Below are 20,013 nucleotides of genomic sequence, written 5' to 3'. Positions count from 1 at the left end.
GAGAGAACCGGGTGATTACTACAACTGGATTAACCAAACGTTTTCAAAATCATGAAGTGCTCACCAATATCGATATGCATGTAGATGCCAAGGATATTGTTGTCCTGCTGGGTCCCAGTGGCTCAGGCAAAAGTACACTGCTACGCTGTCTCAATGGACTCGAGCAGTTGTCCGGCGGACAGATCGAAGTGAACGGCATTGTGGTAAACAGCGCAGATCCGCTGCGTGTGCAACGTGCCCGGGTGCTGGAGATTCGTCGCCAGACCGGTATGGTGTTCCAGCAGTTTAACCTGTATCCGCACAAGACGGTGCTTGGTAATGTTATGGAAGGTCTTGTGACGGTGAAAAAAATAAAGCGGGACGAAGCCGCCGAACGCGGCCGGCTTTTGCTGGATCGTGTAGGGCTGTCGGATAAGCAGGATGCTTATCCTTCCCGTTTATCCGGTGGACAACAGCAACGCGTAGCCATTGCACGGGCACTGGCGATGGAGCCGGAAGTGATGCTGTTTGACGAACCGACCTCGGCCCTCGACCCCGAACTGGTTGGAGAGGTGCTGTCGGTGATGAAAGAGCTGGCGCAGGAAGGCATGACGATGCTGGTCGTGACACACGAGCTGAAATTTGCCCGGAACGTGGCGAACAAAATTGTCTTTATGGCAGACGGCTCCATTGTGGAGACAGCTAGCCCTGAAGCCTTTTTTGAACATCCGGAGCAAGAGCGTACACGCCAGTTCCTGCGGCAGATTACCGAATTTTAAACCACCCAGTGATGGGAAGGTTATTCTGTCATCGGAGTGTATGTGTAAACTAATTATAGAAAGAAGGAAAACATCATGAACGTAACCACAGTATGGAAGGGAAAACGCGCGTTTACCTCCGAAGGACCCTCAGGGTATGCTGTAGGCATGGATGCCACAGCGGCATATGGCGGTGATAGCCAAGGCGCTACGCCGATGGAATTGTTACTCGCTGGCCTTGGTGGTTGTATGGGAATCGACATCACGATGATTCTGGATGCTTTTCTGGACAAGATCGATTCGATTGAGATTGAAGCACAAGGGACGCGGAGCGAGGATATGCCCAAAGGTTTTACGTCCATTGACCTGATCTTCAAAGTGGACGGAGATATACCGGATTACCGGATCTGGAAAGCCATCCAGATGGCTGAAGAGAAATACTGCGCCGTTTCCGCATCACTGAGCGCAGATATCCATCCGAAGCTGATCCTCAATGGCGTGAGCACACCTCGTCCTTAAAAAGCTTTAATTTCACTTTAGTTTGAATGAAAAGGCACTTCCAATCGCGGAAGTGTCTTTTTAGCATAGTCATATTTTATTGAATCCCATCGATGTATCCATAACAACTCAGGTCCATATCTCCACTTTAATGTCAAATCGAAGGCTGCAGTTATGTGGTATGATGGATGCGCAGGTGAGAGTGACCTGCTTCGGATGATCGCAAGTTGTAAGCGCTTATACAAGATGACGGAAGGTGCGGATATGTTAAAACGGCTGATTCGTATTACAAATGATCTCAAATTAAAGCATAAATTGCTCATTTCCTACGTGCTTGTTGTCATGGTTCCCGTCCTGATTATTGGTCTCGCAGTGACCAGTTATTTTCGTCAGCAAGCGCTGGATAATGCCATTGGGCAAACGATCATCAATGTGGATAAAATTAAAAGCCAGACGGCAACGATGCTGCGCGTACCTACAGACATATCCAACTTGCTCATGTTTAACACCGATCTCAAGGAGATCGTGAATCGACAGTATAAAAGTGTGGTGGAGCTGACCTCAGCTTACCTCGCATATAAAGATTTTCAAGAATACAGGCGGTTATATCGGGAAATTGCGGGTATTCGTTTTTACTCAACGAACCCGACATTGATCAATAATCTGGAATTTATTCCGGTCAATGAACGAACCAAGCAGAGTTACTGGTACAAGGAAGCGCTGAAAACAACGAGCATTGGCTGGTTTTATATCCCTGGCAACGAAGACAATCCGGTTCACCGGCTTAGTCTGGTACGTAAAGTTCCTTTTGCCGAATATAAGACCGAAGGTGTGCTCATGATTGTAATCAATCAGGAAGAACTTAACGGTTTGTTGCGCCAAGAGCAGTTCGAGACATTGATTACCGATGAGCAGGGTTACGTTGTTGCAGCAAAAAATACCGACCTGGTCGGGAAAACGCTGGGTCAGCTTGATTTTGGCGTAGACCTCCAGAGTCAACCTAAGGGAACCATTGAAGCTGATTTTCAGGGGGAACCCTCGAATATTGTCATTGATGAATTGGGGCCGGGATCAAGCTTTAACAAACTGAAGGTTATCTCGGTGTTTGCGACCAAAAATATCGTGAAAGATGCCAACCAGATTAGCCAGATCGGCATGATTTTTATTACCATGGTGCTGGTGATTGCGTTGCTTCTGGTTTACATTATTTCATTCCTCACCTCCAACCGGCTACTGCGCCTCAGTAAACATCTGAACAAGCTGGCTCTTGGAGACTTGAACGTCACTTCGCGCATTGACGGGAACGATGAGATCGGGCAATTATCACGTCAGTTCAACTACATGGTGAAAAGTATTAACGAACTGATGACTCAGGTGGTCGAGACAACAGAACAGAACAACCAATTGGAAATCGCCCAAAAAGAGATTAAACTGAAAATGATGGCCAGCCAGATTAATCCTCATTTTTTGTTTAACGCACTTGAATCCATTCGCATGAAGGCTCACATCAAGGGAGAAGCAGAGATTGCGAATATTGTCAGGTTGCTTGGCAAGCTGATGCGGAAAAGTCTGGAGATTGGCAGCGGCAAAACAACGTTTCGGGCAGAACTGGAAATGGTGCGTTCCTATCTGGAGATTCAAAAGTTTCGGTATGGGGACAGGTTAGCCTTTGAGATTCATCTGGACCCTGAGGTGGAGAGGATGTATATCCCGCCTTTGATTATTCAGCCGATTGTAGAAAACGCTATTGTGCATGGACTAGAGAACAAAGAAGGAACCGTGCGGGTGCATATTCTGATTTGTATGGTGGATCGTATGGTCACGGTACAAGTGAAAGATGATGGAGCGGGCATCACGCCGGAACGACTTGCAGAAGTGATGCAGTTTGTCAGCGGTCCTGAAGAAGAGGAGAAGAGCCGGATTGGCATGCGAAATGTGCATCAGCGTTTGACTTTGACGTATGGGGAAAATGCCGGGTTACAGATTAACAGTGTGTACGGGGAAGGAACAGAGGTTTCTTTCACCTTGCCAGCAGGAGGGAACCAGCATGTATAAAGTATTGTTGGTAGACGATGAACCAAGCATTCGCGAGGGATTGACCACGATTATCGATTGGGAAAAATACAGCTTCCAGGTCATGGCTACAGCCGGAAGCGGGCGCGAGGCCATCGCCTGTTTCAACGAAATCAAGCCGGACCTGACCATTATTGATATACGGATGCCAGGCATGACTGGCCTGGAAGTCATCGAAGAGATCCGCCAGCATGAACCTGACGCACATTTTCTGATTTTGAGCGGTTATGCTGACTTTGATTATGCCAAGAAAGCAATCAGCTTCGGCGTGGATGGTTATCTGCTGAAGCCGGTTGACGAAGAAGAGATCATCGCTGAACTGGAACGAATTGCGGGACAGCTTCATCAGGAACAGGAAACGCAGGCCCGCTACGCTGGCGAAGATACGGCATACAGAGAACATCAGATTGAAGCATTATTATATGACTCTTTACAAGGTAAGGGGAGCAAGGAAGAGGACAGTCTTGGACTGCATTGGCCTCAGTACCAAGTGATTTTGCTGGAGATTCATGCAACGCTTGATCTGCAACGGGGCAATGAGATGAAACGCAAACTGATTGAAGCATTCGATCAGAAGGACAAAGGTATCGTATTTTCATATCATTCCGGCTTGGGGTTATTGATCAAAGAAGCGGTTACTCAGAATACCTCATCACAGAATCTATATGATGAATTGCAAACATTACTCGCAGAGTGGAACATTCACATGTACGCTACCGCTGGAGAACCGGTACAGTCTACTACCGAGATTGCCAGATCATATACACAGGCGAGCAGCCTTATGGCAGAACGGTTCCTGTTCACAGAGCAACGGATCAAACGCTGGGATGAAGGGCGATTGTCTCCTTCAAGTGCGGAGAGTAACGGTATGGGAGCCCAGGCAGACGGCATTCAAGAGCCTGATGAAGTTGAGCTGGCGGACAAGCTGTATTATGCCTTGGACATTCGCAGCAGTGAATCGGTTATGCGTGTGCTTGGAGAGATGGAGGAGCGACTGATTCCGTATCATTGGACGGAGCAAGCAATCAAAACGGCATTTTCGCAGGTGTTCTCGCTCGCGTTCAATAAACTTGCTGCGGCGAATCAGCACATGCAAACCATTATGCAGGATCACTCCGTGCTGATTAATGAGGTATATCATCAGTTCACGATGGCTGATCTTAAAGCGATGGCGGCGGAACATTTGCATCGTCTGATTCAGCGTATGGGCGGAGGCAGTACAGATACCGTGATGAAGCAGATGATTGAGTTCATTCAGCGTAATCCCGGTGAGAATCTGAAGCTGGAGGTTCTGGCCGAGGTGTTTAACTACAACAGCAGTTATCTGGGGAAATTGTTCAAGAACCACACGGGCGAATCTTTTAACGCCTTTCTGGATAAAGTTCGGATCGAGAAAGCGAAAGCATTGCTTGACGAAGGGTTAAAGGTGCATCAGGTAGCTTCAAGAGTCGGTTATGCCAATGTGGACTATTTTCACGGTAAGTTCAAAAAATACGTAGGAGAATCTCCTTCGGCGTATAAACAATCCAGATCCCAATCTCACACGAGAGAAACGAATCACCATGACAATGAAGATGAATAACCGGCGGTGGTGCTGGAGTTCTTCATAATATAGTCCATGTACTTCCCCGAATAAGCAATGGTATGTCCAAGCTGTACACCGTAGACTGATTGTACAAAGTACAAGAGTCCAGATGAAGGGATGGCTGCAGGATATGAATCGTACTGATTTAACAACTGTACGTCACACGATCAATTTGAACGGAACATGGCATTTTCAATTAAGTGAACCGAGTGGAGAACGAAGAGAGCGAGAGAATGCTGGGACATACATCCCCCCGCACCGGGATGATGCCTTATGGGATACGATTCAAGTTCCGGGGTCATGGGAAGAGCAAGGATATGGCGAAGAACCGGGGTATGCCAGAATCGACACGTGGACCAAAATCCGAGAGTATGAGGGGGCGGCTTGGTATGCGCAGGATGTCCATGTTCCACATGATGCACAGAACGGACACTATGTATTCAGACTGAAAGGTGTACGCTGGACATCAAGGCTGTGGTTCAATGGGAACGAAGCGGGAGAAAGGGATAGTCTGCTGACGGAACAGACGTGGGATGTGACCCCTTGGGTGAAGCCTGGCGAGATGAACCGTGTAGAGATTTGGGTTGATAACACGATGAAGCTTCCTCTCGCCGGCAGTCACATTCATTCAATACATACGGCTACCGCTTGGGGAGGTATTACAGGAGGAGCCTATTTGGAGAGGCAACCCATGCAGCGGGTACATACGGTGCGTATTGAACCTGATCCTGCTAACGGAAAGATAGCAGTTCGGTACACGGTTATTAATCCAGCTGCAGACTCAGTCGCACCGTTGCAGCTTCTAATCAATATCCAGCATCCGGATGGCTCATGGCTAAAGCGCGAGTGTTTGGATATCGATTGTACTGGGAACAGTGCAAACACTGGAAGTGATGATAATTCCTTGAATAGCAGTGTTGAGAAGGGCTGGTTGACGGGGGTATGCCAGATTGCATTGGACTCCGAGAATGCGATTGCCATGTGGAGCGATGAGAATCCCCTCTTATATCGGGCGGTAGTTCAATTGCAGGCAGGCGAACAGAAGCTTGACCATGTGGAGCAGCGGTTTGGCATGCGTTCTTTTGCATCCAGTGGAAAACAACTTGTCCTGAACGGAACACCAGTGTTTTTGCGCGGGTATGTGGACTGTTGTATCTTTCCACTTACGGGATATCCCGTTTGGGATGCACAGTACTATGTGGAGCAATTTCGCATAGCCAAGTCATATGGCTTCAACCATGTTCGTTTACACGGGTGGAGTCCACCGGAACCATTCTGGGAAGCTGCCGATGAAGAGGGTATGCTTGTACAAGCAGAGCTTCCTCACTGGTCACGTTTTTTTGAACAGCGGGATATGCCTGCTCCAGTTGAAATACGTACGTATCTGACACAGGAGCTAGATCGGTTGCTGGAAGCATTGCATCGTCATCCTTCCTTTGTCCTGTTCTCCCTCGGCAATGAGTTAATTGACGCTAACGGGCATCCAGAACTGAATGCGCTTATCTCAAGAGCGAGAGATACAGATCCGTCGAGACTATATACAGATAACACAGGCTTTGGACACCTTCCAGCTCAAGGCAGGGAGAGTGATTATTTTATTCAATCATTCAACTGGCATCCCCCGCTGGAGTCTGTATTGGCGGCGGTACCCGACACTACGCTGGATTATCATGCGGTTACACGGCTTGCATCACATCCGGTGATCGGGCATGAACATGCGCAATTTACGATGTATGTACGTCCCCAGGAACGAGAGAAGTATACAGGTGTCCTTCGTCCTACGTGGTTAGAACCCGTCGAAGAGTCGCTTACACGTAAAGGCATGATGGCAAAGCTGGAACAATACCAGCAGGCAACGGGCATACATCTGATGCGATCCCTTAAAGAAGCGATGGAGCGAGTAAGACGTACGCCAGATGCTGCGGGCATCCAACTGCTGGATATCCGTGATTTCCCGGGACAGGGACACGCCACCACTGGTTTTCTGGACGTTTTTTGGGACGATAAAGGGATAACCACACCGAATGAAGTAAAACAATTCAATGCTGAGGTAGTCATCCTTCTTGGCTCCAGAGAGCGGACATACTATGCTGGAGAACCGATTGAAATCGAAGTACGTGTATCCCACTTTGGCAAAAGGGTGTTAAAAAATGCTTCCATTCACTGGAGAATGGTTACGGTTACGGACGAACGGATGCTGGCTGAAGGAGAATGGAGCTGCGGAGATATGCCGTGCGGTGCGGTAACATCTCTCGGGAGTATAATGGTTAACTCTCAGGCCGAAGGTGTAGTTGCGTTTCGAGTGGAGGCTGAGCTACGTTGCGACCATGTGAATGATCCGCTGCATCCCGGTAATGCGGAGTATTCCACGGTTCACTCTTCCCATCGTTTAGCAACCGTTACGGTAGCTCAGAATGAGTGGCATGGTTGGTCTTTTCCACAGATGAAGATGCAAAACGAATGTTATGGAGAGATGAAGCGCATCTGGAATACGGTAAAAGAACTACAGCCCCTACTCGCTGATTCTTATCATGATGCTGTAGATCATGTGAATGGTTTCCGATGGTTAAAGGAAAATCAGCATGACCTGCTGATTGTAAAGTCCTTAACCTCCAATGTACTGGATCTTCTCTTGAATGGTGGAAGAGTTTGGCTTATGCCGGGTGCAACGGATCTGTATGATCCAGTGGAAACGAAGTACCTGCCGGTGTTCTGGAATTATCTCATGTTTGCCACCCAGCCGGGGGCTACGATGGGTATGTATATGGAGAAAGAAACAGCTCTTCTCGGAGCTTTTCCGCAGGATGGAGCTTCGGACTGGCATTGGTATCATCTTGTGAATGATACGCCGGCCATATGCCTGGATACCATGCAGGGGGCTACACCGCTGATCGAGGTGGTAGATCATTTTCACCGAGCGAAACGGCTCGCTTATGCTTTTGAGGCCAGAGCAGGGAAGGGGAGTATCCTGGTATCCACTTTTCCTTTTACCGACACCGCCTTGATGAAGCGTCCGGAAGCTGCTTGTCTTTTTCAAGAGATGTTGTCTTATGCCTGCGGAGAGCAGTTTCATCCGGAAAGCTCCGTTACAGCCGCCGAGTTGCTAGGAGTATTCAAACTTCAACCTATTCAATTCACATTGTGATAAGACACGAATCAAGACACTAAAGGGACCTAACCAGGTCTCTTTTTTGATGCATAAAATGTAAAGTAAACGATTTCCGAAAAACGTTTTCGTATTTTAGTTTAAAAAGTTATTTTTTACTTCATATAGATTTTATGACACTAATAAGTATTTAATATCTCTAATTTTAACGGATAAATGTCTGATTCTAGAGGGGGATATCTAATTTTTATATGATTTTCTCTAAAATCCAGATGGTATTTTGAAAACGCTCTATCGATTATGATTATTTTATAAAAACAGAGGAGGGGGAACGGAGATGGAAACGCTAACAAAGAAATCCGCTTCCGCGAAAAGAGGCAGTGACTCCCAGCCACCATTGAAGCCAAGGCGTAACGGAGTTTGGGACAGAATGAAACAGCAGAAGTATCTTTATCTTATGTCATTGCCATTCGTCGCTTGGGTTTTTGTATTTAACTATCTTCCGCTGTGGGGATGGACGATGGCTTTTCAAAACTATAAACCAGCCAGGTCGTTTGGTGAACAGGACTGGGTTGGTTTTAAACACTTTGTAGAATTGTTCAGTGATGACAGGTTCTATCTGGTGCTTCGAAATACACTTGCGATGAGTTTGATGGGACTGGTTGTCGGTTTTATCGTGCCGATTTTCTTCGCGATCCTCCTGAACGAAATGAAAGGCATGTTCTTCAAACGGGCTGTACAGACCGTATCGTACCTGCCTCACTTTGTATCCTGGGTCGTTGTTGCGGGGATTATTACCAAGATGCTGTCCACGGATGGAGGCATTATCAATGACCTGCTCATTGGTCTCAATATTATTGATCAGCCGATTCAGTTTATGGCTAAGGGAAATCTGTTCTGGTACATTGTAACCGCTTCAGATATGTGGAAGGAAACGGGCTGGAATGCGATCATCTATCTGGCGGCCATCACTGGTATTGACCAAGAACTGTATGAAGCATCCCGTGTAGACGGTGCAAACCGTTTTAGACAGATGTGGCATATCACACTGCCAGGGATCCGGACGACGATTTCTGTATTGTTCATCATGTCCATCGGACATCTGATCAGCATCGGTTTTGAGAAACAATTTTTGCTACAGAACAGTCTGGTCCTGGATTACTCGGAAGTCCTTGATCTCTACGCACTCAATTACGGTTTGAATATGGGCCGATTCTCGTACGGTACAGCGATAGGTATCTTCAACTCTGTTGTCAGTATCATCCTGTTGTTTACGGCCAACGGTTTGTTCAAAAAATTCACCAAAGAAAGCATCATGTAGGGAGGGGGAGACATTATGGCGAACAAAGCATTCAATGCCACACGGGGCGATAAAGTGTTCGATATATTCAATATCCTCGCGATGACCATGGTGCTGGTTGTAACACTCTATCCATTTCTTAACGTACTGGCGATCTCACTGAACAACTCAGCAGATACAGTACGCGGCGGAATTTACTTATGGCCTCGTGAATTTACATTACAGAACTATCAGACGATCTTCCAGTATGAAGGTCTGCTCCAGGGCTTGAAAATCTCCATTATGCGTACGCTTGTAGGTACACTGCTTGGACTGATCAGTTCATCCATGATCGCCTTTACGCTAAGCAGGCCTGACTTCGGTCTTCGGAAATTTGTATCTACAACACTGGCGCTGACGATGTATTTCTCGGGTGGTCTGATTCCGGTATACATCCTGATGCGTGACCTGAACCTGATCGGTACATTCTGGGTATACGTATTGCCTGGTATGATCAGTGCCTGGAACGTATTTATCATCCGTTCATTCATTGACGGCTTGCCCTATGCCTTGCAGGAATCAGCGAAGCTGGACGGTGCGAATGATTTCAAAATCTATTACCGGATCATTCTACCGCTGTGTAAGCCGGTACTCGCAACGATTGCTTTGTTCTTGGCAGTGGGTCAGTGGAATGCGTGGTTTGATACGTATCTGTATAACGGCTCAAAAGCACATCTGACGACGTTGCAATACGAGTTGATGAAAGTACTGCAAAGTACACAACAAGGTTCGGGAGCCGGAAGAAATGCGAATGATATGGCACAGCAAATGACGCAAATCTCTCCAGAGTCGATCAAAATGGCGATTACAATCGTCGTTACCGTTCCAATTTTGATTGTGTATCCATTCCTGCAAAAGTATTTTGTTGGCGGAATGACGCTTGGAGCGGTAAAAGCATAGACCTGTGATCCGATGTAAAGACTGGCTTAATAATGGATTGTACACCTATAATAAAGTACTTATACAAGAAGCTCGGGATATCCGAACTGCTGCCGTAACGGCATGATTTTCAGCTACGGCGGCAGAGGATACTCATGAAGCTATAGAGAGGAACAGAACAGTTCCGTATAAGACAGACGTATGAATAGGGAGGATTACCATTATGTCCAGTTTCAAAATGAAGGTCGCACTGGCGCCTGTTCTGGCTTTACTTGTGCTTACAGCCTGTGATGGAGGCGTTGGCGGTAAAACGTCACTTACGAATACGAGTGGAGCGCCATCTCCACTTACGTTCGATTTTTTCAGTGTTGATCCGAGTCCGAACTGGAATGGCATGAAGGATGAAGTGGGCAAGGTCATTACAGCTAAAACAGGCATCACCCTGAACGGTGAATTTGCCGTTAGCGGGGGACAGGATAGGATTTCATTAATGGCAGCAAGCCGAGACTATCCAGATATCGTTTCTCCCAAGGGGGAACTTAGCAAGCTGGTTGATGCTGGAGCGATGCTCGACCTGACAGACCTGATTGAACAACACGCTCCCAACCTGAAGAAGCTATATGGTAATTCCATGAATCGGTTGAAATATAGCAACGAGGATCAGTCTATTTATGTATTGCCGACGTATTATGCGGTGGATCAGAAGTATTTTGACGCCGGCGGTGGATTCGGTATTCAGCATCGTGTGCTCAAAGAGATGGGATACCCCAAGGTTCGTACACTCCAGGATTATGAAAATATATTGCGAGCTTACAGCGAAGAACACCCCATGACGGATGGTCAGCCGACCATTCCGTTAACGCTGGATGCTGACAACTGGAGAATCATGATCACCGTTACGAATCCTGCGTTTCTGGCGACAGGCGCGCCGGATGACGGCGAATACTACATTGATCCGGTTACCTATGAAGCGAAGCTACATTATAAGCGCCCAGAGGAAAAGGAGTACTTCCGATGGTTGAACCATATGTATAACGAAGGTTTGCTGGATCAGGAAAGCTTTGTACAAAAGTCAGATCAGTATAAATCCAAGATTGCGAGTGGACGCGTACTGGGCCTGATCGATCAGGATTGGGGATATGCCGACGCTGAGGACGCATTGAAATCGGCGGGCAGAGCGGAGGCAACCTATTCACATTTTCCGGTGACGTTGTCCGAAGACATGAAGGATCATTCTTTTCAAGACACGGGATTTGTATCAGGCTGGGGAATTGGTATAACGACTTCTAACCCTGATCCGGTGCGGACCATCCAGTTCTTTGATTATTTGGCTTCCGAAGAGGGTCAGATCTTGATGAACTGGGGCATTCAAGGCAAGCACTACGAAATCAAGGATGGCAAACGTGTAATTCCCGCAGAAGTCCAGGATCAAAAAACAAACCATGCTTCTGCTTTCCAGAGAGAGTCTGGCATTGGACTATATAAAAATATGTCTGGACGTTACGGGGATGGTGTAAAAGACTCGACTGATAATTATTATACGACGAATTTTCCTGAGCAAATTCAGGCTTCGTATACCCAGGCGGAGAAAGAGACCCTACGGGCATATGGTGCATCCACTTGGAAGGACCTGTTTCCAAAGGAAGAGGAATTCCCGGTTAAACCTTGGGGAGCAGCTTATAACATGCCTACACCCGGAGACTCGGATTATAATGTCATTTTCCAGAAAACACAGGATATCATTCGCAAACGGATTCCCGAAGCTGTTTTAAGTTCGCCGGATCAATTTGATGCCATTTATGATGGCTTGATCGTTGAACTAAACCAGGCAGGAGCAGAAAAAATGGAAAAACAATATACCATTTTAATTCAAAATCGCGTTCGTTTGTGGAACGCTGATTAGTGTTGGAGTAGTACAGACTTGTCTGTTTCAAAAATGGAAACAAACCCGGAATATCGGGTTTGTTTTATACAGAAAACGTTTTAGTGAAACCGTTTTAGATTTTTATAATTAGCTATTGACAAGGGTATTTTTAGATATTATGATTCAACTGTGAAAGCACTTACAAAACTTGTACGATGTTGAATAGACTTACACGTTAATACTAAATTGAGTAAGTGTGTGATTCATCAAAGCTCAGCTAGGTCAGATTCTCATCCCCACAGACGGGGGAAAAGTAAGCGCTTTTAATGTTACCCGAATCTGAGAAATGCAATTTGATTCACCCGGATATGGTATGAGCAGGCGTGTCCTGTTGTACAAATACACAGCTTCATTTTATCCAAAGGGGGATTATACATGAAGGGCAGAACACCAAAAACATTTGCAATGCTTTTGTTAGCGAGCGCTCTTGCGATCACAGCAGGATGCGGAACTACCGGAGGGAAATCAGCTGAAGAAAAACCGGTGGATACGGGGGATACAACAACGCCAATCACCTTTACATTCTTCGGAGCCGATGCAAGTCCGAACTGGAATAACATGAAGGATGCTGTTGGGCAAGAGATTACGAAGGCAACCGGTGTTACGCTTGAAGCTGAGTTTGACGTGAATAACGGTGGAGACCAGAAAATTCCGCTGATGGCTGCTAGTGGTGATTACCCTGATATTATCTATCCTAAAGGAAACCTGTCGAAGCTGGTGGATGCAGGTGCCATGCTTGATCTAACCGACCTGATTGAGGAACATGCACCTAACCTGAAAAAAATCTATGGTGACCAGATGAACCGTCTGAAATATAGCAATGAAGATCAGAAAATTTATACGATTCCAACGAATATGGGTGTAGGTAACGTCGCATTCGATGCTACCGGCGGATTCGAGATTCAGCAGAAAGTGTTGAAAGAGCTGGGTTATCCCGAAGTGAAAACCCTTGAAGATTATGAAAACGTGCTACGCACTTATTATGAGAAACATCCAACCATTGATGGTCAGCCTACGATTCCGCTCACGCTGAATGCGGATGACTGGAAGATTATGATTACGGTTACAAACCCGGCCTTTCAAGCAACGGGCGGACCAGACGATGGTGAATATTATATTGATCCAGAGACGTATGAAGCAAAGCTGCACTACAAACGTCCAGAGGAAAAAGAATACTTCCGCTGGCTGAACAAAATGTACAACGAAGGTCTCTTGGATAAAGATACGTTTGTTCAGAAGGATGACCAGTATAAGTCCAAAATCGCCAGTGGCCGCGTACTGGGTCTGATCGACCAGGAGTGGAACTATGGCGAAGCTGAGAATGCGCTCAAATCCAAAAACAACGGCGAGAGCACATATGCTCACTTCTCCGTGTCCCTGAACAAAGACATCGTAGATCATACGTTCCAGCCAACCGGTTTTGACGGTTACGGCATTGGTATTACAACGTCTGCGAAAGATCCGGTTCGTATCATCAAGTTTATGGATTGGCTTGCTTCTGACGAAGGCCAGGTGCTCCGGTACTGGGGTGTTGAGAACCAGCACTACAAAGTAGAGAATGGAAAACGCATCGTACCAGATGATGTGCAGGATCGTAAAACTAACGATAACTCCGCGTTCACAAAAGAGTCTGGAGTCGGAATGTATAACATCTTTAGTGCCAGATATGGTGACGGTATGAAAGATTCCACAGATAACTACTACACAACGAACTTCCCTGAACAGATTCAGGCTGGATATACAGCAGCTGAGAAAGAAACGTTGAAAGCGTATGGCATCACAACATGGAAAGATTTCTTCCCATCTGAGGATAAGTTGAAACTAAAGGATTGGGGTGCAGCATATAACATGCCGGTGCCTTCCGATACAGAATACAACGTGACTTTCCAGAAAACACAGGATATCATCCGCAAACGTATTCCAGAAGCGATCTTGGCCAAACCGGATCAATTTGACAGTGTGTATGACGGGCTGCTGGCTGAATTGGATAAAGCAGGCGCAGTGGAGATGGAAAAACAATATACCGTCTGGATCAAAGATCGTGTATCCCTCTGGACAGGTAAAGATGTGAAATAAGTTTTAGCATGACAAATGCATTGAAGGAAAAATGTAATTATATTTTTCAGGATTAAGCTTGGCTCAAATAAGACGTGGTATTCACAGGCACCAAGCCTGTTATACAGATAAAACCTTCATAAATAGGGGAGATAGACAAATGAGAGGCAAAATGAAAGGCAGAATGACAGGTAAGACACCCAAGACGTTTGCGATGTTAATGTTGGCTAGTGCAATGTTGGTTACAGCTGGATGCGGTAACTCCGGTAGCAAAGAGACTACTGAATCCAGTGGTACCGACCCGATTACGATCTCATTCTTTGGCGCAGATCCAAGTCCAACCTGGAACAACATGCAGGATGCCGTTGGTAAAGAGATCACGAAGCAAACCGGCGTTACGATTGAGGCTGAGTATGATGTGAACAATGGCGGTGACCAGAAGGTTGCACTGATGGCGGCCAGCGGTGACTATCCAGACATGATTTTCCCAAAAGGAAACTTGTCAAAATTGGTGGATGCAGGTGCAATGATTGACCTTACCGATCTGATCGAGGAGCATGCTCCTAACCTGAAAAAAATCTATGGTGACCAGATGAATCGTCTGAAATACAGCACCGAAGATCAGGCGATCTATACCATCCCGACCAATATGGGGGTAGACAACGTTGTTTTTGACGCTACAGGCGGATTCGAAATCCAGCAAAAGGTATTGAAAGAACTGGGTTACCCTGAAGTAAAAACACTTGAAGATTATGAAAATGTACTTCGTGCCTATTATGAAAAACATCCTACCATCGACGGACAGCCAACGATTCCACTGACGCTGAATGCCGATGACTGGAAAATCATGATCACGGTTACGAATCCGGCCTTCCAGGCAACGGGTGCACCGGATGATGGGGAGTATTACATTAATCCTGAGACGTATGAAGCGATGCTTCATTATAAACGTCCAGAGGAGAAAGAGTACTTCCGTTGGTTGAACAAAATGTACAATGAAGGTCTCTTGGACAAAGATACATTTGTGCAAAAGGATGACCAGTACAAGTCCAAAATCGCCAGCGGCCGTGTTCTGGGTCTGATTGATCAGGAGTGGAACTATGGTGAAGCAGAGAATGCGCTCAAATCCGCAGGCAAAGATGACAGCACGTATGCTCACTTCTCTGTGTCTCTGAACAAGGACATCGTAGACCACACGTTCCAGCCGACCGGCTTTGATGGTTATGGCATCGGGATCACGACGTCTGCCAAAGATCCGGTTCGCATCATCAAGTTCATGGATTGGCTGGCATCAGATGAAGGTCAAGTCCTGAGAAACTGGGGCATTGAAAATGAACATTACAAAGTAGAGGATGGCAAACGTGTCATTCCACAAGATATTCAGGATCGCAAAGTAAACGATAACTCCGCATTCACCAAAGAAACAGGTATTGGCATGTACAACATTTTCAGTGCCCGATACGGTGATGGTGTGAAGGATGCAACGGACAATTATTACACGACCAACTTCCCTGAGCAGATTCAGGCTGGATACACAGCGGCTGAGAAGGAAACGTTGAAAGCTTATGGTATTAACACGTGGAAGGATTTCTATCCTGCTGAAGACGATCTGAAGCTGAAAGAGTGGGGGGCAGCGTACAATATGCCCGTACCTTCCGGTACAGATTACAGTGTAAAATTCCAGAAAACACAGGATATCGTGCGCAAACGTATTCCGGAAGCTGTTCTGACTTCACCAGCGAACTTCGATGCAACCTATGATGCATTCCTGGCTGAACTGGATAAAGCCGGTGCAGTAGAAATGGAGAAACAATACACGGAATGGGTTAAAGATCGTGTATCCCTGTGGACGGGTAAAGACGTTAAATAATAAGAGTTCATCTTAGAGTTTATCTTTATTCCAGTTTTGAATCGGAGTAATAGGAAAAGGCCCTCATTGTGAGGGCTTTTTTCTGTAGTAGTATCTTTTGAGAATTCTGTAACGAGAATCATTGACGACATTTTTGAAATCGCATATAATCCTCTTATTGTAAGCACTTCCAGTCAACATAATGGATGAATTCTAAGTTTTGCATGTTTACACCATTGAAACTTTTTTATTTTCGCATTTTCGAAAACGTTTTAGGAAACTAGTTTCGCTAACTCCTTATTTCAAAAAAAGAAAAAAATAGGTGTTAAGCGAGATTGAATCATGCCTTACATGCACGACCTATTACTAATGAATGACGTGGGAAGCACGATCCGTACGTCATCTGAACTGGAGGATTTAATTATGACTATTTTTCAATTTCCGCAAGATTTCCGCTGGGGAACCGCAACCGCATCCTATCAGATTGAGGGGGCTGCACAAGAGGGAGGGCGTGGAGTATCCATCTGGGATACATTCGCACGTACTCCTGGTAAAGTGTTTAACGGTGATAATGGTGATGTTGCGTGTGACAGTTACCACCGTTATGAAGAAGATATTGCACTGATGAAAAAGCTTGGCATTAACACGTATCGTTTCTCTATTGCGTGGCCACGCATTATTCCAGATGGGGATGGAGAGATCAACCGTGAAGGTCTGGATTTCTATCATCGTTTTGTAGATGCTCTGTTAGATGCTGGTATTGAACCGTTCCTTACACTGTACCACTGGGATTTACCACAGACGCTGGAGGATGACGGAGGCTGGGGAAACCGTAGAACGGTGAATGCATTTGTAAAATATGCTGAAGTGATCTTCAAAGAATTTTCAGGCAAGATCAACTTCTGGTTAACCTTCAATGAACCATGGTGTATTGCCTTCCTGTCCAACATGCTTGGCATTCATGCGCCGGGTAATAAAGATGTGCAAACGGCTATTAATGTGGCTCATGGTCTGCTCGTGGCACACGGCAAAGCTGTACAGTCTTTCCGCCGTATGGGCATTACGGGTCAGATCGGTATCGCTCCGAATGTATGCTGGGCTGAGCCATATAGTAAATCTGCTGAGGATCAGGCAGCGTGTGACCGCTCTATCGCACTGAATACAGACTGGTTCCTTGATCCAATCTATAAAGGCTCCTATCCTCAGTTTCTGGTGGACTGGTTTGCAGAAGCAGGAGCAACTGTACCGATTCAAGATGGAGATATGGAAATTATCTCAGAGCCGATTGACTTGCTTGGCATTAACTACTATACGATGGGCATTAACCGTCATAATCCCGAAGCCGGTGTGCTTCAGTCGGAAGAAATGAACATGGGATTAATTAAAACAGACATCGGCTGGCCTGTGGAATCACGCGGTTTGTATGAATTCATGCATTACCTGCAAAAGTACGGTAACGTGGATGTATATATTACAGAGAATGGTGCATGTATTAACGATGATCTGGAAAATGGTAAAATTAACGACGATCGCCGCATTTCGTATTATGAGCAACACTTGGCCCAGATCCATCGCATCATCAATGACGGCATCAACCTGAAAGGGTATATGGCCTGGTCGCTGATGGATAATTATGAATGGGCTGAAGGTTACCGGATGCGCTTTGGTTTGGTGCATGTTGATTTTCGTTCACTTGTGAGAACGCCTAAGGAGAGCTTTTACTGGTATCAGAACGTGATCAAAAATAATTGGCTTGAGATCCGGAATTAAACTTTGAACGAATAACTCTTTAACAAAAATTATTTTTTCTACTATTATATAGGCGGTTCTGTCGGACTTCTAAGGCAGACCGTCTTTTTCTTATTCTAACGATCTCAGATGAGCTTATTTGAGCGAAATAGAGCCTTCTGAAATTGTAACGATCTCCACAAAGCTTATTTCAACAAAAACAGAAGAAACAAGCCCATTTTAGCGCCAAACAACTCAAATAAGCTCTCCTGTGATCGTTAGAAAATAAAAAGGTGTGATATACCCTAAATAGCGTCTCTGGTGATCGTTAGAAAATCGAGCCGTCTCAGCATCTTAGCATTCCCAATCTAACTTCCTCTTCGTTTAACTAAAAGAACAGAGCCAGATAATCGTTAAGCATCTCTGTTGTCACAAGTGAAATCGGAATTTACTAAACTGTTCATAAGGTTAACTAAGTTTCTGTTATAAATGGATTGTTTTTGGGTTATAAGAAGTATAGAGATGGTGATAATAACTTTGTCAATACAATTAAAAGAAATAAAGTGTCCAAAATGAGAAATAAATTTGAACATTTCTTGACTAAAATTCATACTGATGTGGTATATTGGTATTAGGAAAGCACTTACAAAAAGGGAAAAGGAAGTGTTTACTATGGCATCTAAAACAGCAATGGTCAGCCAATTAGAGCGTAAAGATAAAAATATGCGTCGCGCAGTTTTAACGATGACAGTTCTGGCATGGGTTGCGCTCATCACTGGAGTGGTACTGTGCCTCATCAACTTGAATGATTTTAATGATCGCAATTTAGGATTAATGGTCGGCATTGGCTTTCTTGTAGGTAGCGTATTTATCTACGTCATTGCTAAATCGATTGGTCTGGTTCATACACGGCATGAAGATGAAGGTGCAGATTAATTATAATCTTGCGTAATATCGTCCATAATAAGACTGGAGTATTCCTCGGAAATCCAGTCAATAAAGCCCTTTGCGGATACGTTGACAATCGTTCAACGGGACTGCAAAGGGTTTTATTTTGTGACCTGGAGTGTAAAGATTACAATGTACAAATATCAACCGATCAAGCGATTTGTGAGAAAAAATTCACACATTTGGGGTGTAAAATCGACAAATTTGTTAACATGAACAAAAAAGTCGTTCGTTTCTGATATCTTTAGTAGGAAGAGAGTAGTATACTGATTTTTTAGTATTAGCGAATATTTAAGGAGAGGGGATCAAAATGAACAAGAAACCTAGGTCGCTTATCCGGATTATTATTCCGGTTGTCCTGACGTTGGTTACAATTGCGTTGATTGTCTGGCCAATGCTGGCAGGCGGGCAGTATGTTGTTCTGGATCCGAAGGGGCCTATTGGCGCCGCACAGAAAGATTTGATTATTATTTCAACTCTTCTGTGTGCTGTTGTCATCGTCCCTGTGTTGATTATGTCCGCTGTAATCGTTTGGCGTTACCGCGACAAACCAGAAAACAAAAATGAGTACAAGCCAAATTGGGCTCATAGTACAAAGGCGGAAGTCATCTGGTGGACAATTCCGATTGTTATCATCGGACTTTTGGCCATCGTTACTGTGCGCTACACCTATGATTTGGAGCCTTCCAAACCACTGGCACATGAGAAAGAGCCCATTACGATTCAGGTATCTTCACTGGATTGGAAATGGTTGTTCCTCTATCCTGAGCAGGGCATTGCAACAGTTAACACACTGAATATTCCTGCAGACCGGCCTGTGAAATTTGAGCTCACTGCGGATTCACCGATGAACTCGTTCTGGATTCCGCAACTGGGTGGACAGATTTACACGATGTCAGGAATGGCAATGACCTTGTACCTGCAAGCTGACCATGAAGGTCAATATTGGGGTTCAGGAGCCAACTTCACTGGTGAACACTTCGGAGAGATGCGTTTTGATGTTAATGCAACGTCGGATGAAGAATTCGATAAATGGGTAGCTGAAGTGAAGCAACAATCCCAGCCAATGACTCAAGAAACGTATGACACACTGGCTAAGCCAGGAACAAGCAATGTTGCGTATTATTCTGCATTCCCTGAAGGACTGTTCCAGAAAATCGTAACTAAATATGTTGTTGACGGTAAAAGTGCTCACAGCAAGCATGAAGGTTCAAGCTCGAACGAGTCTGCTGCTGGAGATAAATCCTTGTCTGTACCGAAATTAAATACAAGTACGAACTAAAGATTCGAAA

At 45.4% G+C, this 20,013-nt stretch carries 13 protein-coding genes; all 13 read left to right on the top strand.

The annotated features are described in order from the left end of the window. Window positions 1-11 precede the first annotated feature (11 nt). The 13 genes from MKY23_RS24070 to cyoA all read left to right on the top strand — a co-directional run bounded on the left by MKY23_RS24070 (window position 12) and on the right by cyoA (window position 20,003). Window positions 12-758, top strand: coding sequence for an amino acid ABC transporter ATP-binding protein (locus MKY23_RS24070; RefSeq protein WP_145405987.1), 747 nt, complete (start codon window positions 12-14; stop codon window positions 756-758). Between the two features lie 75 nt (window positions 759-833). Further along, a complete protein-coding gene (locus tag MKY23_RS24065) occupies window positions 834-1,256 on the top strand; it encodes an OsmC family protein (RefSeq protein ID WP_090924948.1) in 423 nt (140 codons plus the stop codon). A gap of 243 nt (window positions 1,257-1,499) precedes the next feature. Continuing rightward, a complete protein-coding gene (locus tag MKY23_RS24060) occupies window positions 1,500-3,290 on the top strand; it encodes a histidine kinase (RefSeq protein WP_090924963.1) in 1,791 nt (596 codons plus the stop codon). Further along, window positions 3,283-4,890 carry a response regulator transcription factor gene (locus MKY23_RS24055; RefSeq protein ID WP_336121855.1) on the top strand — a complete coding sequence of 536 codons (1,608 nt, stop codon included), beginning with the start codon at window positions 3,283-3,285 and terminating at the stop codon, window positions 4,888-4,890. The genes MKY23_RS24060 and MKY23_RS24055 overlap by 8 nt, the downstream gene beginning before the upstream one ends. A gap of 133 nt (window positions 4,891-5,023) precedes the next feature. Then, window positions 5,024-8,038 (top strand): sugar-binding domain-containing protein, encoded by a 3,015-nt coding sequence (locus MKY23_RS24050; protein ID WP_336121856.1) that lies wholly within the window; start codon window positions 5,024-5,026, stop codon window positions 8,036-8,038. A gap of 298 nt (window positions 8,039-8,336) precedes the next feature. Then, window positions 8,337-9,320, top strand: a complete 984-nt coding sequence (locus MKY23_RS24045; RefSeq protein ID WP_145334795.1) for a sugar ABC transporter permease — start codon at window positions 8,337-8,339, stop codon at window positions 9,318-9,320. A gap of 15 nt (window positions 9,321-9,335) precedes the next feature. After that, window positions 9,336-10,238 (top strand): carbohydrate ABC transporter permease, encoded by a 903-nt coding sequence (locus tag MKY23_RS24040; protein ID WP_336121857.1) that lies wholly within the window; start codon window positions 9,336-9,338, stop codon window positions 10,236-10,238. Between the two features lie 202 nt (window positions 10,239-10,440). Then, the gene (locus MKY23_RS24035; protein ID WP_336121858.1) at window positions 10,441-12,120 is read left to right on the top strand and encodes an ABC transporter substrate-binding protein; all 1,680 of its coding nucleotides are present in this window, start codon (window positions 10,441-10,443) and stop codon (window positions 12,118-12,120) included. 396 nt (window positions 12,121-12,516) lie between these two features. Next, on the top strand, window positions 12,517-14,217 hold the full coding sequence (locus MKY23_RS24030; RefSeq protein ID WP_090924954.1) for an ABC transporter substrate-binding protein: 1,701 nt from the start codon (window positions 12,517-12,519) through the stop codon (window positions 14,215-14,217). 163 nt (window positions 14,218-14,380) lie between these two features. Continuing rightward, window positions 14,381-16,066 carry an ABC transporter substrate-binding protein gene (locus MKY23_RS24025; RefSeq protein ID WP_339839657.1) on the top strand — a complete coding sequence of 562 codons (1,686 nt, stop codon included), beginning with the start codon at window positions 14,381-14,383 and terminating at the stop codon, window positions 16,064-16,066. A gap of 402 nt (window positions 16,067-16,468) precedes the next feature. After that, on the top strand, window positions 16,469-17,815 hold the full coding sequence (locus tag MKY23_RS24020) for a GH1 family beta-glucosidase (protein WP_336121859.1): 1,347 nt from the start codon (window positions 16,469-16,471) through the stop codon (window positions 17,813-17,815). Window positions 17,816-18,388: 573 nt separating this feature from the next. After that, window positions 18,389-18,709, top strand: a complete 321-nt coding sequence (locus MKY23_RS24015; protein WP_339832722.1) for a hypothetical protein — start codon at window positions 18,389-18,391, stop codon at window positions 18,707-18,709. A 322-nt stretch (window positions 18,710-19,031) separates the two neighbouring features. Beyond that, the gene (cyoA, locus tag MKY23_RS24010; protein WP_154891743.1) at window positions 19,032-20,003 is read left to right on the top strand and encodes a ubiquinol oxidase subunit II; all 972 of its coding nucleotides are present in this window, start codon (window positions 19,032-19,034) and stop codon (window positions 20,001-20,003) included. Window positions 20,004-20,013 lie beyond the last annotated feature (10 nt).

It is taken from the genome of Paenibacillus sp. FSL R7-0272 (genome assembly GCF_037969905.1).
GTDB classification, from domain to species: Bacteria; Bacillota; Bacilli; order Paenibacillales; family Paenibacillaceae; genus Paenibacillus; species Paenibacillus polysaccharolyticus.
Note: the sequence above shows the minus strand (reverse complement) of the source record. Positions and strands in the feature narration are given on the sequence as shown.

Bases quoted from the DNA above. Each gene is read 5' to 3' on its own strand.
- MKY23_RS24065 (WP_090924948.1), top strand. From the start codon at position 834: ATGAACGTAACCACAGTATGGAAGGGAAAACGCGCGTTTACCTCCGAA.
- MKY23_RS24060 (WP_090924963.1), top strand. From the start codon at position 1,500: ATGTTAAAACGGCTGATTCGTATTACAAATGATCTCAAATTAAAGCAT.
- MKY23_RS24055 (WP_336121855.1), top strand. From the start codon at position 3,283: ATGTATAAAGTATTGTTGGTAGACGATGAACCAAGCATTCGCGAGGGA.
- MKY23_RS24050 (WP_336121856.1), top strand. From the start codon at position 5,024: ATGAATCGTACTGATTTAACAACTGTACGTCACACGATCAATTTGAAC.
- MKY23_RS24045 (WP_145334795.1), top strand. From the start codon at position 8,337: ATGGAAACGCTAACAAAGAAATCCGCTTCCGCGAAAAGAGGCAGTGAC.
- MKY23_RS24040 (WP_336121857.1), top strand. From the start codon at position 9,336: ATGGCGAACAAAGCATTCAATGCCACACGGGGCGATAAAGTGTTCGAT.
- MKY23_RS24035 (WP_336121858.1), top strand. From the start codon at position 10,441: ATGTCCAGTTTCAAAATGAAGGTCGCACTGGCGCCTGTTCTGGCTTTA.
- MKY23_RS24030 (WP_090924954.1), top strand. From the start codon at position 12,517: ATGAAGGGCAGAACACCAAAAACATTTGCAATGCTTTTGTTAGCGAGC.
- MKY23_RS24025 (WP_339839657.1), top strand. From the start codon at position 14,381: ATGACAGGTAAGACACCCAAGACGTTTGCGATGTTAATGTTGGCTAGT.
- MKY23_RS24020 (WP_336121859.1), top strand. From the start codon at position 16,469: ATGACTATTTTTCAATTTCCGCAAGATTTCCGCTGGGGAACCGCAACC.
- MKY23_RS24015 (WP_339832722.1), top strand. From the start codon at position 18,389: ATGTGGTATATTGGTATTAGGAAAGCACTTACAAAAAGGGAAAAGGAA.
- cyoA (WP_154891743.1), top strand. From the start codon at position 19,032: ATGAACAAGAAACCTAGGTCGCTTATCCGGATTATTATTCCGGTTGTC.